10 protein-coding genes are annotated in these 14,804 nt (G+C 69.1%); 7 read left to right on the top strand and 3 right to left on the bottom strand.

Annotated elements, in window-relative coordinates; genetic code table 11:
• Positions 1-71: 71 nt before the first annotated feature.
• From RVX_RS04775 to RVX_RS04765, 3 genes are all read right to left on the bottom strand, one after another.
• Positions 72-953, bottom strand: coding sequence for a YicC/YloC family endoribonuclease (locus tag RVX_RS04775; protein ID WP_116304945.1), 882 nt, complete (start codon positions 951-953; stop codon positions 72-74).
• A 256-nt stretch (positions 954-1,209) separates the two neighbouring features.
• Positions 1,210-4,350 (bottom strand): PAS domain-containing protein, encoded by a 3,141-nt coding sequence (locus tag RVX_RS04770; RefSeq protein WP_230404384.1) that lies wholly within the window; start codon positions 4,348-4,350, stop codon positions 1,210-1,212.
• 185 nt (positions 4,351-4,535) lie between these two features.
• Positions 4,536-5,186, bottom strand: a complete 651-nt coding sequence (locus RVX_RS04765; protein WP_116304943.1) for a DedA family protein — start codon at positions 5,184-5,186, stop codon at positions 4,536-4,538.
• Positions 5,187-5,760: 574 nt separating this feature from the next.
• Between RVX_RS04765 and RVX_RS04760 the strand changes: the two genes are divergently transcribed.
• The 7 genes from RVX_RS04760 (at position 5,761) to RVX_RS04730 (ending at position 14,790) form a co-directional block, all read left to right on the top strand.
• The gene (locus tag RVX_RS04760; protein ID WP_007523307.1) at positions 5,761-6,207 is read left to right on the top strand and encodes a flavodoxin; all 447 of its coding nucleotides are present in this window, start codon (positions 5,761-5,763) and stop codon (positions 6,205-6,207) included.
• A gap of 88 nt (positions 6,208-6,295) precedes the next feature.
• Positions 6,296-6,499, top strand: a complete 204-nt coding sequence (locus RVX_RS04755) for a hypothetical protein (RefSeq protein ID WP_116304942.1) — start codon at positions 6,296-6,298, stop codon at positions 6,497-6,499.
• Positions 6,500-7,413: 914 nt separating this feature from the next.
• Positions 7,414-8,793, top strand: coding sequence for an ethanolamine permease (eat, locus tag RVX_RS04750; RefSeq protein WP_116304941.1), 1,380 nt, complete (start codon positions 7,414-7,416; stop codon positions 8,791-8,793).
• A 132-nt stretch (positions 8,794-8,925) separates the two neighbouring features.
• Positions 8,926-10,371, top strand: a complete 1,446-nt coding sequence (locus RVX_RS04745) for an ethanolamine ammonia-lyase subunit EutB (RefSeq protein WP_116304940.1) — start codon at positions 8,926-8,928, stop codon at positions 10,369-10,371.
• Positions 10,368-11,303: an ethanolamine ammonia-lyase subunit EutC gene (gene eutC / locus RVX_RS04740; RefSeq protein WP_371682092.1), complete on the top strand. Its 936-nt coding sequence runs from the start codon at positions 10,368-10,370 to the stop codon at positions 11,301-11,303. The genes RVX_RS04745 and eutC overlap by 4 nt, the downstream gene beginning before the upstream one ends.
• Before the next feature lie 351 nt (positions 11,304-11,654).
• Positions 11,655-12,308: a hypothetical protein gene (locus tag RVX_RS04735; RefSeq protein ID WP_116304938.1), complete on the top strand. Its 654-nt coding sequence runs from the start codon at positions 11,655-11,657 to the stop codon at positions 12,306-12,308.
• A gap of 925 nt (positions 12,309-13,233) precedes the next feature.
• The gene (locus tag RVX_RS04730) at positions 13,234-14,790 is read left to right on the top strand and encodes an L-lactate permease (protein ID WP_116304936.1); all 1,557 of its coding nucleotides are present in this window, start codon (positions 13,234-13,236) and stop codon (positions 14,788-14,790) included.
• Positions 14,791-14,804 lie beyond the last annotated feature (14 nt).

Here is a 14,804-nt window from a genome sequence, read left to right as displayed (position 1 = left end):
GTGCCCCGTTGCCGCCGTGCCCGGCGCGCCGCCCCGCGAATACGCGGCGCGCGGCGTCGGGCGCGGCGGGTCTATTCGATGTTCTGCACCTGCTCGCGGCACTTTTCCAGTTCGTTCTTGAAGTCCACCACCAGGCGCGAGATCTGCGCGTCCTGTATCTTGTTGCCGCAGGTGTTGATCTCGCGGAAGCATTCCTGAAGCGTGAAGTCCAGCCGCTTGCCCGCGTCGCCGCCCTGGGCCATGAGTTCGCGCAGCCGGTCCAGGTGGGCGCGCAGGCGGGTAAGCTCCTCGCTCACGTCCAGTTTGTCGGCCAGCAGGGTGATTTCCTGCAGAAAGCGTCCTTCGTCCAGTTCGCTTCCGGCGCGCTCCAGCAGTTCGGAAAGGCGGTCGCGCACGTTCTGGAAGCGCTCTTCCTTGATGTCCGGGGCGCGCTCCTCGATGCGGGCCACCCATTCATCCATGCGGATGAGGCGCGAGGTCATGTCCATGGCCAGGGCCTTGGCCTCGCGGGCGCGCGATTCGTTCCAGTCCGCCAGCGCTGCGGCAAGGCCCGATTCCAGCCCGGCCAGCAGTTCCTCGTCCGGCTCCGCGCCCGCGTCCTCCCACAAGAAGGACAGGCCGAGCATGCGGTTGTAGTCCGGGCTGTAGGCATCGCCGCGCGCGGCGGCGAAGGCGGACAGGGTGTCCAGCATGGCCGTGGCCTGGGTATCGTTGAAGCCAACCACGCCAAGGTCGCCCCGGCGCAGTTGCAGCCCCAGGGAGATGTCCACCCGGCCGCGCGTGGCGAACTTGCGCACCACCTTTTCAAAGCGCGGCTCGAGGTTGCGCACGAAAACGGGAAGCCGCCACTTCATGTCGAGGTGGCGGCCGTTCACGCTGCGCACTTCCCACGTCTGCGTCCAGTCGGCGTCTTCAAGGAAGCTGCGTCCGAATCCGGTCATGCTTCTGAGCATACGGGTCTCCTGCGGTTGCGCCCCGCGCGGCGGTCCGTGCGCCAGAAACGAAAGGCGGCGGGACGCGGGCGGGGTGCGTGGGCGGATGGAAAGGCCGGGGGCGCGGCGCGCGCCCGGCGTGGCCCCGAAGTACGCGAAAGCGCGGCCGGGCGCAACCGCGCGGCCGCCATGCGCAAACAATGCGGGAACGATGCGGAGCAGGATGCGCGGCGGCGCGGCGGGTCTGGCGCGGAGCGGGACCACGGACCGCGCGGCGTCAGCGCGCCACGCCCTCCAGCGCCTTGCGCAGGGCCTCGCGGTCCAGGGGTTTGGCAAGGTAGCCGTCCATGCCCGCCGCCAGAAACCGTTCGCGGTCGCCGCGCAGGGCGTGGGCGGTCAGGGCCACGATGGGCGGGCGCGCCCGCCCCGTGCTGCGCGCCAGATCATTGATGCGCCGCGCGGCTTCGGTGCCGTCCATGCCGGGCATCTGGATATCCATGAAGATGATGTCGTAGTCGCCCTCGCCCGCCGCGCGCACCGCCTCTGCCCCGTTTTCCACGCACACGGCCAGGTGCCCTTCGCGCTCCAGCATGCGCTGCACGGTAAGCCGGTTGATCAGGTCGTCCTCCGCCACCAGCACGCGCAGCGCCGTCGACGCGGCCTGTTCCTCCGCGCGGCTGGCCGCCCGCGAATCCGGCGGCACGGGGGACGCAACGCCCACCGCGCCCGTAACGTCCATTGCGTCCATCGTATCCATCGCGTCCATCTCGTCTGTCGAGCCCGACTGACCCGTCGGGCCCGTCGGGTCAGTCGTATCCGTCGCCGCCATCGCCCCAGTCCCGCGCAGCCCGCCGGGGGCGGGTTCCTCCACCGTGGGCAGGGGCAGGCAGACGTGCACGGACGTGCCCACGCCCTCTTCGCTCTCCATGGTCATGGTTCCCCCCATGCGCGCCACCAGGCGGCGCACGATGCCAAGGCCCAGCCCCGCCCCCTGGTAGCGCCGGGTGGACGAGCCGTCCACCTGGGCAAAGGGTTCGCAGACCACGGCCAGTTTGTCTTCCGGAATGCCTATGCCCGTGTCGCGCACGGTGAACAGCAGCCTGCCGCCGCCCACCGGGCAGGCCAGGATGTCCACGCCGCCCTGGTGGGTGAACTTCACCCCGTTGGCGGCAAGGTTGTACAGCACCTGGCGCAGCCGGGCCGCGTCGCCGCGAACAAGCGGGGGCAGCGCATCGGTGATCAGCCCCAGCGCCAGCCCGCGCCGCCGGGCCACCGGGTCCACCATGTCGGCCACCTGGCGCGCCACGGCGGCCGGGTCGAAAACTTCGTCGCGCAAGCCGGATTCGCCCGCGCCCAGCGCGGAAAGGTCCAGCAGGTCGTCGATGATGCGCAGGAGCGCGTGGCCAGATTCCACGGCGGTGCGCACGCAGCCGCGCTGCTCGTCGTCCAGCGGCGTGCCGTCCAGCAGTTGCAGCATGCCCAGCACGCCGTTGAGCGGGGTGCGCAACTCGTGGCTCATGTTGGCCAGAAATTCGTCCTTGGCGCGGTTGGCCGCTTCGGCCGCCTCCTTGGCGCGCTGCAGCGAGGCCATGGAGCGCCGCCGCGCGATGTGCTCCCACATGCCGTGCATGAACAGCTCCAACTGGCGGCGGTCGGCCCGTTCGTAGGGCTGGTCCTTGTTGGCCACCCCCGCCACGGCCACCAGGCGGCCGCCTTCCAGCACCGGCACGGACAAGTGCCGCCGCAGGAAAAGGCCACCCACGCTGTGGACCGGTTGCGCCCCCGCCGCCCCATCCCCCTCGGCCTCGCCGTTGCGGATTTCCGGCTGGCCGGTGCGCACCGTTTCGGCCCAGGGGCCGTCCCGAAGCTCCGAGCCCCCCCGATCATGGAAACCGTGCGGGCCGGACCGCTCGGCAAGGACAAGCGCCTCCGGCTCGGTCACCAGATGCGACCACAACACCCCGCCCGGCTTCACCCGGCCGCCGTCCATCAGCGCAAGATAGCCGAACTCGCTGCCGGTAAGCCGCACCGCCTGCTCCAGGGCGAAACGCATGATGGACGGTTCCGGCGAGGCGTCCATGCGCGAAAGGCGGTGCAATGCCGACAGGCGCGCCGCGCTCAACCTGCGTTCCCGCCGGGCGTTGCGGCGTTCGGTGATGTCGGCGGCAATGACCGCGAACTGCCGCTCGCGCGGCCGGTAGACGGTCATCTCCAGCCACTTGCCCATGTTCGGGGAATACCGCTCCACGTGCAGCGGGTCGCCGGTCAGGGCCACCCGCCCCAGTTGCCGCACCCAGGCCGGGTCCTGCGGGCCGAACAACTCGCTGGCCGTGCGGCCCAGCACTTCTTCCGCGCGGCGTCCGGACATGGCCTCGAAGGCCGGGTTCACCGCCAGAAAACGGAAATCCACGGGGTTCCCGTCGTCGCCAAGCAGTATCTCATGCACGGCGAAGCTGTTGATAAGGCAGCGGAACAGGGTGCGGAAATCGTGCTCCGTGGAGCGCTGGCGGGTCACGTCGCGCATCAGGCTGAGCACCGAGGCAACGCCACCTTCGGCGTTGAGCTCCGGCACCAGCCGCCAGTCGAACAGCACCCGCCCGGCGGGACCGTGAAAGATGTACTCCGCCTGCATCCCCCGGCCCGAATCCAGCACCCGCCGCAACTGCCGCGCCCAGAACTCGGCCGCCTGCGGGGCAAGGCCCAGCGCCGTCACCTCGCGGCCGGTCAGCGCATCCGGCTGGCCAAGGTAGGGGATCACGGCGTGGTTGACGTAGCCAAGGCGCAGGTCGCCGTCGAAGCGCATCACGATGTCCGGGGTGTTCTCCACCAGGGCGCGGTACTTTTCCTCGCCGGCTGCCAGGTTGGCCATGGCCGTGTAGCGCTCGGTGACGTCCTCGTAGATCAGCAGCAGGTCGCCCGAATCGGCGCGGCTGATGCAGTAGTGCCGCCAGCAGCCCTGGGGATCGTCGCTGAAAAGGAAGGAGGGAAGGTGCTCGGCGATGCCGCTGCGCCACGCCCGGGCCAGGGGGTCGCGCAAGGCGCTGGCCAGGGGGGCGGGCAGCAGCTCCGACAGGGGCCTGCCGACGGCATCGTCGCGGCGCAGTTGGCTCAGCCGTTCGCCCGCCGGATTGATGTCCCGCAGGATGAAGTCCGCGCAGTCGTCCATGGGGCGCAGCACCGCCACGCCCGCCGCGATGCAGCGGAACACTTCCCGGAACAGCTCGGCCTCGCGCGGCTGCTCTGCCGGTTGGGGGTCGGCCGCGCCAACGCGCGGCGCGCCATCCGGTGCACCGTCCCGTTCTCTCGCGTCATTCGTCCGCGTCGGCCCCTCGCCCCGCCGGTCCGAATGTTCGTGCGCCCCCGGCGACTGCCTGTGGTCAGGGCGCTCGCGGCTACCCGCGTCGTTTCCATCCTGCATGGCATCGGCCCCTTGTGTCCTGCGATGCCCCGCTCCCCCCGGAACCGGCATCGCTATGCCCGACCCTGCCACACTACTCCAAAGCAGCATGGCGTCAAAGGGAAACCCGCAAAGAAAGGCAGCGGGCCCGCCCCGACGCCATGGCGCGGGAATGCGGAAACGGATGGCAGGGCGCGGCGCGGCCGCTATCGTTCGCGGCGCAACAGCGCGCGGGCGTATTCCACAACTATGGGCAGCACCGACACGATGATGATGCCGTAGATGATCAGGCTGAAGTTGCGCTGCACCACCGGCATGTTGCCCAGAAAATAGCCCGCCGTCACCAGCAGCCCAACCCACAGCAGGGCGCCGCTGGCGTTGAACAGCAGAAAGCGCCGGGCGTCCATGGCCGCCACCCCCGCCACGAAGGGGGCGAAGGTGCGCACCACGGGCACGAAGCGGGCCAGCACGATGGCCTTGCCGCCGTGGCGCTCGTAGAATTCGTGCGCCCGGTACAGATGCTGGCGGTTGAGCAGGCGGTAGTTCTTCTCGAACACCGGCGGGCCGATGTACCGGCCGATGCGGTAGTTCACCGCGTCGCCGATGATGGCGGCGGCCAGCAGCGTGAACGCAAGGGGAAAGTACTCAAGGTGCCCGGCCCCGGCGATGGTGCCCGCCGCGAACAGCAGCGAATCGCCGGGCAGGAACGGCGTGACCACGAGGCCGGTCTCGCAGAACACGATCAGGAACAGGATGGCGTAAGTGTAGACGCCGAAGTTCCCGACCATCTCGAACAGGTGCTTGTCCACATGCAGCAGGAAGGAGGCGAAGGTGGAAAGAATGCCCAGGATATCCAAGGGAAGGCTCCGGAACCGGCCAAGGCCGGCGTGTTTGGCGGCATGACGATGTGGCGTCTGTATGCATGACGACGCCGTGCGTCTGGTTGATATGGCCGCTCCGCCGAGCGTCTGGCGGCATGACGGCCCGACCCTATCGGCCGTGAGAGTGCGGCCCCTGCCTCTTTACGCCACGCCGCACGGCCACGCAAGGCCAGCAAGGGCAGGCAATGGCGAGCATACCCGAACAGCAGCCGAATTTGGGCCAGCGCGACCGGAACGCGTAATCCCTCACCCCCGCCTTTTTTGCGACACCGCGCGCTTTTATCTTGAAAAGGATTTTCATTTTCACTATGGTCGCCTCAACGAGCAACCACAACGACGCCCTACGCATGCCCACGACACTCCCAAGCCTTCCAGCCTCCGGCATTTCCCGTCCGCTTCGGCCTTGCAACCCGGGGCGGGCGGGGAATGTCACCCCACCCATGCGGGGAGCACGGGGCGCACACCCCACGCGCCTTCGGAAACAGTGTAGTCGGGCCGCCTGACGGGCGGCACGGCACGTACACAGACACCATCCATCCGGAGGATTCCCATGGCCAACGTGCTCATCGTCTACGGCTCCACCACCGGCAACACATCCTGGGTCGCCGAAACCGTCGGCCGCGACATCGCCGAGGCGGGCCACGCCGTCGAAATCCGCGACGCGGGCCAGGTAGAGGCCGAGGGCCTGTGCGAAGGACGCGACCTCGTGCTGTTCGGCTGCTCCACCTGGGGCGACGACGAGATCGAACTGCAGGACGACTTCATCCACCTGTACGAATCGCTGGACGCCACGGGCGCGGGCAAGGGCCGCGCGGCCTGCTTCGGTTGCGGCGACAGCAGCTACACCTACTTCTGCGGCGCGGTGGACGCCATCGAGGAGCGCCTGTCCAGCCTCGGCGCGGACATCGTGGCCGATTCGCTGAAGATCGACGGCGACCCGCGCACCATGCGCGACGACATCTCGGCCTGGGCCAGCCGCGTGACGGCCGCCCTGTAGCCACGGCCCCGCACGACCGCCGGGCGGCCCCTTCGGGCTCACCCGGCAGACGAACCCGCTGCATCACAATTCCACGGAGGACCCGACCATGACCCTTGCCTGCTCCATCGGTTCCGGCCGCGTGGTGGCCCGGCGCTTCGCCGGTTCGCTGCGCCGCCTCATCACCAGTGACGACCGCAGGGAACACGACCTCGCCCTGGCGGCGCGGCCCGGCCTTGACGGCGGTTGCCCCGACACCGGCGCGGACGCGGCGGACCGGTCCTCCGTGCTGCCCGGCGCGGAACACGCATAGCGCGTCCCGCGCCCACCTCCATCAGCCCACACGACCGAGCCGGGCGGCGGCGCAACCGCACCGCCCGGCTCAGGAGTCTGCCATGAAAGACCTGACCCTGCTCATCACCGCCGCACTGTTGCTGGAAATCACCGTGGCCACCCTGCTGATGCGATAACCCCGTGCGCGGGGGCAGTCGATTTTCGCCGGTTTTCATCTGCCCCACCAATCCCACTGCCGCCCCCCGACAAGTCGACCGTGCGCACGCCTTCACGCGCAGCCGGGCATGGAGCCCCCGCCCCCTCCGTCCTCCGCCCATGGCGGTTATTCGCCATCAGCCCGCCACTTCTCCCGCGCCCTCCCCAGCCCCGCCCTGTGCGCACCGGCAACGATTGTGCGTGGCCGGAACTTCTGTTCACATTTTTGAAATTGCGACATGTGCATGCGGCCGTCACTTTGCAGCGGGCGCATACATACTCACAATACCCTTTAATATCTTAGCATATCCAACCAACGACGGGTAGACACCACACCCAAAGACACGGGGAAGTGGCGCGCCGCTGCGCCAGAACGCTTGTCGTCACCCGCATTTTGGCAGCCGGAAACTCATGCTATCTGCACCTAATCGCATATTTTACTTTTTTGCATTTTATTTCTAGAAAAAAATACCATTTTTGTATTCAAAAAGGCAGAGCAAGCCCTCTCCTCTCCACACCGTACCCCCTTTCATCCCTTCCCTGCTTTCGGTCATGGCCAAAGCCCGCGCCCTTGGGGCCCAAGCCCCAAGGCACGGCAAGAACACCATCTGGCCGCGCCCGATTCCCCCCGACCTTTCGCCCTCCTCCGCCGCTGGCATGCATGATGCTTTGCCGTGGCCGGTCACGCATCAACCGCAACCGGCACGCAACACGCAACCGGCCAGAAGGAGACACACAATGAGCGGCACCGCCACACCGGCAACGCTGGAACGCAAGCTGGGCCCCTGGATGCTCTGGGGCCTTGGCGTGGGCTACGTCATTTCGGGCGAATACTTCGGGTGGAACCTGGGGCTGGAGCAGGGCGGCACGCTGGGCCTCGCCATCGCCACGTTGTTCATCATCCTGATGTATCTGTGCTTCACCTTCTGCTACACCGAAATGGCCTGCGCCATCCCCCGCGCGGGCGGGGCCTTCGTCTACGGCACCCGCGCCCTCGGCCGCCAGATGGGCTTTCTGGCGGGCATCGCGCAGGTCATCGAATTCGTGTTCGCGCCGCCCGCCATCGCGGCGGCCATCGGGGCCTACTTCAACCTGTTCCTGCCCGACGTTCCGGCCATGCACATCGCCATCGTGGCCTACGTGCTGTTCACCGCGCTGAACATCTACGGGGTGAAGGCGGCGGCGCAGTTCGAACTGTTCATCACCGTGCTGGCCGTGGGCGAACTGCTGGTGTTCTGCGGCGTCACCGCGCCCAGCGTGACCTGGGCCAACCTGTCCATGAACGCCCTGCCCAACGGCATGAGCGGCGTGTTCGCCTGCATTCCCTTCGCCATCTGGTTCTTCCTGGCCATCGAGGGCGTGGCCAACGTGGCCGAAGAAGCCGTGAACCCGCAGCGCAACATCCTGATCGGCTTCGGCTCGGCCATCATCACCCTGGTAGCCCTGGCCGTGTTCACCTTCATCTGCGCCACGGGCGTGGCCGGGTGGGAGGCCATCGTCTACCCCACCCCCGGCGCGGCCCCGTCCGACTCGCCCCTGCCGCTGGCCCTGGGCCGCGTGGTGGGCGACAGCAACGTGCTGTACCACATGCTGATCTTCATCGGCCTGTTCGGCCTGGTGGCCTCGTTCCACGGCATCATCCTGGCGGCCGGGCGCGCCGTGCTGGAAATGGGCCGCGTGGGCTACATGTCGCCCATCCTGGGCCGCGTGCACGCCAGGTTCCGCACACCGGCCAACGCGCTCGTCGCCAACATGGTGGTGGGCATCATCGCCCTGCTCTCGGGCAAGACGGCGGACATCATCACCCTGTCGGTGTTCGGCGCGCTGACCCTGTATGTCATCTCGCTGCTGTCGTTCTTCTCGCTGCGGGTCAACGAACCGAAAATGGCCCGGCCCTTCGTGGCCCCGCTGTACCCGCTGGCCCCCACGGTGGGGCTGGTCATCGCCCTCGTTGCGCTGGCCGCCGTGACGTACTACAACCTCAAGCTGGCGGCCATCTACGCGGCCATCCTGGCCGCGTCCTACGCCTACTTCCGCCTGTTCGCGGGTTCCGCCGCCGGGCTGGAAGCGGACGACCTGGAAGGCGCGGCGCTGGCCGAAGCCGCCACCAAGGACTAGGAACCGCACCGGCGGCAATGCCGCTGCGGCCTTCCGAAGCCCAAGGACCATACCGGCCCCGCCGCCCCACGGCGGCGGGGCCTTCGCCTTCCCTCCCCGTGCCGACACCGGCCGGTGAACCCCGGAGCCCCCATGCGCACCTGCACCCTTGGCACCCGGCATTTTTCCTTCCGTTCACTGGCGGACCTGATGGCCAAGGCCACCCCGCACCGCTCGGGCGACGTGCTGGCGGGCATCGCCGCCGCCAGCGCCGAAGAACGCGTGGCCGCGCAACTGCTGCTGGCCGACACGCCCCTCACCGCCTTTCTGGAGGAGCCCCTTGTCCCCTACGAAGCGGACGAGGTGACCCGGCTCATCATCGACAGCCACGACGCCACGGCCTTTGCCCCGGTGCGCCACATGACCGTGGGGCAGCTGCGCGAATGGCTGCTGTCCGACCTGGCCGACGGGGTCGCCCTGCGCGCCGTGGCCCCCGGCCTGACGCCCGAGATGGCCGCCGCCGTGTCCAAGGTGATGCGCAACCAGGACCTGGTGCTGGCGGCGTCGAAAATCCACAACGTCAGCGCGTTCCGCACCACCATCGGCCTGCCGGGCCGTCTGGCCGTGCGCCTGCAGCCCAACCACCCCACCGACGATCCGAAGGGCGTGCTGGCCTCGGTCATCGACGGGCTGGCCTACGGCAGCGGCGACGCCTGCATCGGCATCAACCCCGCCACCGACAACCTGCACGCGGTGACGCGCCTGCTGCACATCCTGGACAACGTGCGCACCCGCTACGACATCCCCACGCAAAGCTGCGTGCTCACCCACGTGACCACCACCATCGAGGCCATCGCCAAGGGCGCGCCCGTGGACCTGGTGTTCCAGTCCATCGCGGGCACGCAGGCCGCCAACGCCAGCTTCGGCGTGGATCTGGCCATGCTGGCCGAGGGGCGCGCGGCGGCCCTTTCGCTGGCGCGCGGCACGCGGGGCGACAACGTGATGTATTTCGAGACGGGGCAGGGTTCCGCCCTTTCGGCCAACGCCCACCACGGCGTGGACCAGCAGACGCTGGAGGCCCGCGCCTACGGCGTGGCCCGCGCCTACGCGCCCTTTCTGGTGAACACGGTGGTGGGGTTCATCGGACCGGAATACCTGTACGACGGCAAGCAGATCATCCGCGCCGGGCTGGAGGACAACTTCTGCGGCAAGCTGCTGGGCCTGCCCATGGGCGTGGACGTGTGCTACACCAACCACGTGGAGGCCGACCAGAACGACATGGACGTGCTGCTGACCATGCTGGGCGTGGCGGGTTGCGCCTACATCATGGGCGTGCCGGGGGCGGACGACATCATGCTCAACTACCAGTCCACCTCGTTCCACGATGCGCTGTACCTGCGCCGGGTGCTGGGGCTGCGGCCCGCGCCGGAATTCGAGAAGTGGCTGGCCTCGGTGGGCTTCTTCGACGCGGGCATGCGCCCGAGCCTGGCCGACGGCGCGCCCCTGCCGCTGCAGCTACCGCCGGAACTGGCGGGATTGGCGGATGCAGACACCACGGACATCCCCCCAGGCACGACCAGTTGCGGAGGTGCGGCATGACCACGCGCCCAGACACGCGCCCAGACACGCGCCCGGACAATCGCCCCTCACCCGCAGTCCGGGGCAACGCCCCCGTGGCGGAACCTGCCGCCGCGTCTTCCCCCACGGCCCTTACGCCCCCCAGTGCCCTCACACGGGACGCGTGGGCAGCCCTGCGCGCCCACACCGACGCGCGCATTGCCCTGGGCCGGGCCGGGGTAAGCCTGCCCACGGCCGCCTGCCTCGACTTTCAGCTGGCCCATGCCCGCGCCCGCGACGCCGTGCACCTGCCGCTGGCCCGCGAAGAGTTGTTCGCGGACCTGCGCGCGCTGTTCGGCGAACGGAATCTGCCCCTGCTCGAGGTGCGCAGCCGGGTGCGCGACCGGCAGGAATACCTGGTCCGGCCGGACCTGGGCCGCAGGCTGGACGACGCATCCGCGGCACGCCTGCGCGAGGCGGCGGCCAACGCCGCCCCCGCAGCGCCCAGCGCCGACGGCGCCCTGTTCGACCTCGGCATCGTCATCGCCGACGGGCTGTCCACCGCCGCCATCCAGCGGCAGGCAGCCCCCTTCCTGCGAGCGTTCCTGCCTCTGGCCGACGCGCGCGGGCTGGCCCTGGCCCCGCCCTGCTTCGTGGACATGGGCCGGGTGGCCGTGGGCGACGAGGCCGGAGAATGCCTGAAGGCCAGGGTGGTCGCCGTGCTCATCGGCGAGCGGCCGGGCCTCAGTTCGCCGGACAGCATGGGCATTTACATGACCTACGCCCCCAGCGTGGGCCTGACCGACGAGCGGCGCAACTGCATCTCCAACATCCGCCCCGAAGGCTTCCCCCCCGCGCAGGCCGCCCGCACCCTGGACTACCTGCTGGGCAAGGCGCTGTCCCTGGGCCTGTCCGGCGTGAACCTGAAGGACGACCAGGCGCTGGACGGCGAGGCCCCCACGGCCATCGCCTGATCCGCTTCCGGCCGCGCCCCGCTTCGGCCCTGCCCGTCCTTATCCTGCTGGTCCGGCCTTTTCTGACTGGCCGACCCGACCCGCCATGCCGCCCCACCTCGCCCCCGTGCGCATAGCCGCACGGGGGTTTGCATTGCCCCCTTCGAACCACCGCGAAAATGTATCCGGCGGCCGCGAAAAGCGCTCGCGGCACGGCACATTAGCTCCTTTACATTTCTTAACCATATCACGGGTTGAGCCGCATCGGAAACGGACGATAGCATTCCCATGCACCGGCCCCATCCGCCACGGGACGCAGCGGCGATCCGCGCATGCCGACGCCCTGGGCGCGGCCGGGTACAGGAGATGGAAATGTTGCCAGCCACCGTCCGTACAGGGACCTGCGTGGCCCTGCTGCTGGCGGGCATGGCCCTTGCCGCCGTGACCGCCCGCGCCGTGGGGCCGCTGCATTCCGGCCCCAGACCCGATTTCGGGCCGCCCCCGTTGCCGCCCTTCGCCATGGGCCTTCCCCCCGCGCCGCCTCCAGGTGCGGGGCAGGACAGCCCCTATGACGCCCCGCCGCCGCCCGCGCCGCCCACGGAAGAGCAGCGCTCGGCCGTCAGGAGCATTCGCGACGGGTTCGCCGCGCGTTTCGACGCACTGCGCCAGGAGCAATACGCCGCCTGGGTGGCGCTGGAGGCGGCGCTGACCCGCGCCACCCCCGACGCGGACGAGACGGCCCGCACCGCCCACGCCCTGCGCGAGGTGACCGCGAAGCAGCACGACCTCGCCATCGAGATGCGCCAGCGCATCATCAAGGAAACCGGCATCCGCACCCCCGTGCCCGGCCCCCTGGGCCTGCTGGGGGGCAGGCCCGGCATGGGGCCGGGCAGAGGGCCGGACAGAGGGCAGGGACCTGCCCACGGCCCGGAACACGACCGGCCGCCCCACCGTCCCGAATCCGGCGACGACATGCCCCCCGCCCCCTCGCAGCCCAGTGGAGTGTTGCCGTCCGGCGCATCGTGATCCCACCGTGCGGGATCGCGGCACCGGCCACGGCCAAGGCGCGGCGCTCCGACGGTCGGAGCGCCGCGCCCCATTTTGGGGCATGCTCCACCCGCGATGCGCCGCGCGACCTCTCACGTTTTTGTGATTCCGGAACTTTTCCGCTTGCCTTCCCTCGCGTGCGCGCCTATTCTCGCTCCCATCCCGCCGGGTGGCGCTCCGCACGTTTGCAGTGCCGCTCTCGGGACACCGCCGCACCGCTTCGCACGCGCCCTCGCACGGCGCGAAGCAAGCATCACGAAACGGTGCGCGGCACGGAAGGCACGGCAACGGACCCCCGACGACGTACGCAGGTACCGCATGACCGCCAGCACCGAACACCGCCCCGCAACGCGGCCCACCACGGCCGCCGCGCAGCACGCCCCCCTTCGTCCGGCGCAGGACCCCGCCGACGCGGGCATGGGACCGGTTTCGGCTTCCGTGGCCCTTTCCCGCCCGTGCGCCAAACGCGCCGTGGCCGCAACGTCCCGCCAGACCTTGGCCGGTTCCCGTGAAGTATTCCTAGCGCCCCGTTCCAACGGGGCGTTTTTTTACTTCTATTACTTTTGCCGGACAGCATAGGCGGGCGTCTCGCATGGCATGCATGGCCGGGCGCACCGCAGGTGCACCCGGCTTTTTTTCATGCCGCGCGGCGGCCACAAGGCACGACACGGACGGAAACGGCGGCCGAACGCCGCAAGGAAAGGGACATGACCACAAGGATACGGCCACAGCAGCCCACCATTCCGCCCCGAGGCAGGCGTCGCCCCCTGGCCGCCACGGGTGACCGGCATGGTGCGCGGCGGGCCGACCGGCCCGGACAAACGCCCCGCATCGGAGCACATCCGATCGCGGCGTACCGCGTCCGGACGCGGTGAACACTTTTCAGGAGGAGGTCCAGCACCCCATGTATGCCCTGTCCGTTCTGCTCGCCTTCATGCCCGTCATCGCCATTTTCGTGCTGCTGCTCGTGTACCGGGTGGCGGCCGACACCGCCGGGTACATCGGCTGGGCCGTGGCCGCCGCCATCGCCTGGCTGTACTTCGACACGGCCCCCACGGTCATCCTGTACTCCAGCATCGCGGGCCTCGTGGCCTCGCTGCCCATCGCGCTGGTCATGTCCGCCAGCATCCTGCAGATCACCGTCATGCAGGAAACCGGGGCCGTATCCCGCGTGGTGGCCCTGATGAAAAGCGTGGCCCCCGGCCAGCAGGCCGTGCAGATCATGCTGATCAACGTGGGCTTCGGCATCCTGCTCACCTCGCTGGGCGCGGTGACGGTGTCCATCCTGCCGCCCATCATGCTGGCGCTGGGGTATTCCACCTTCGCGGCCATCATCCTGCCCGCGCTGGGTTACGACGCGCTGTGCACCTACGCCCTGCTGGGCATCCCCGCCGTGGTCTACGCCAACTTCGTGGGCCTGCCGGTCACCGAGGTGGGCGGCTACTTCGCGCGGTTCATGCCCGCCATCTCCACCTGCATCGCACTGGGCATGCTGTACCTTACCGGCGGCATGAAGATGGTGCGCGAGGGCATCGTGCCCGCGCTCATCGCGGGCATCACCGCCGGGGTAGTGGCCATCTTCATGGCCAAGCTGGGCCTTGTGACCATCACCGGCATCGCCGCCGGGCTCGCGGTCATCGTGGCGCTGATGCTGTACATCCGCCTTACCGGGCGCCCCCTGCGCGACCGCACCCTGCTGAACGAGAACGACCTTGCGGCGGAGCGCCGCCACTCGCTGGCCGCCGCCTGTTCGCCGTGGATCATCCTGACCGTGGTCTCGCTGATCCTCAACGCGCCGTTCCTGCCGTTCTTCGACCTGACCTTCAAGCAGTGGTCCATGCCGCTGGAAATCATCCCCAAGTCTCCGGAACGGCTGCGCATCTTCTGGCAGGCCTACTTCTGGGTGATCGTCTGCACCGCCGCCGCGCTGCCGTTCATGAAGGCCACGCGCCAGCAGGTGTCCACCGCGCTGGTCAAGGCGGGCAAGCGCGCCGGGCGTCCGTTCATGTCGGCCTCGGTGTTCTTCGCCATCGCCTACGTCATGAACCATTCCGGCAAGGGCGCGGACTGGGCGCTGGCCCAGCCGCTGCACAACATGGTCTACGTCATGGCCGACGCCTCGGCCGCGCTGTTCGGCAAGATGTACCCCTTCGTGGCCCCGTACCTGGGCCTGCTGGGCGGGTTCATCAGCGGCTCTGAATCGTCGTCCATCGCCATGCTGACCAAGCTGCACCTGTCCACGGCCGAAAAGATCGGCGCGTCGGGGCTGGTCATCGCGGCGGCCAGCGGCATCGGCGGCGGGCTGGCCAGCGTCATTTCGCCCGCCAAGCTGCAGAACGCGGCGGCCAGCATCGACCGGATCCGCGAGGCGTCGCAGGCCATCCGGCCCGCCTTCGTCATCTCGGTGCTCATCACCACGGTCTGCGCCGTCATGACCATGTTCTGGGCCTTCCCCAACTAGCCGCCAGACACGTA

Origin of the sequence: Nitratidesulfovibrio sp. HK-II, assembly GCF_003402415.2 — a bacterium.
Classification (GTDB): Bacteria; Desulfobacterota; Desulfovibrionia; order Desulfovibrionales; family Desulfovibrionaceae; genus Cupidesulfovibrio.
Note: the sequence above shows the minus strand (reverse complement) of the source record. Positions and strands in the feature narration are given on the sequence as shown.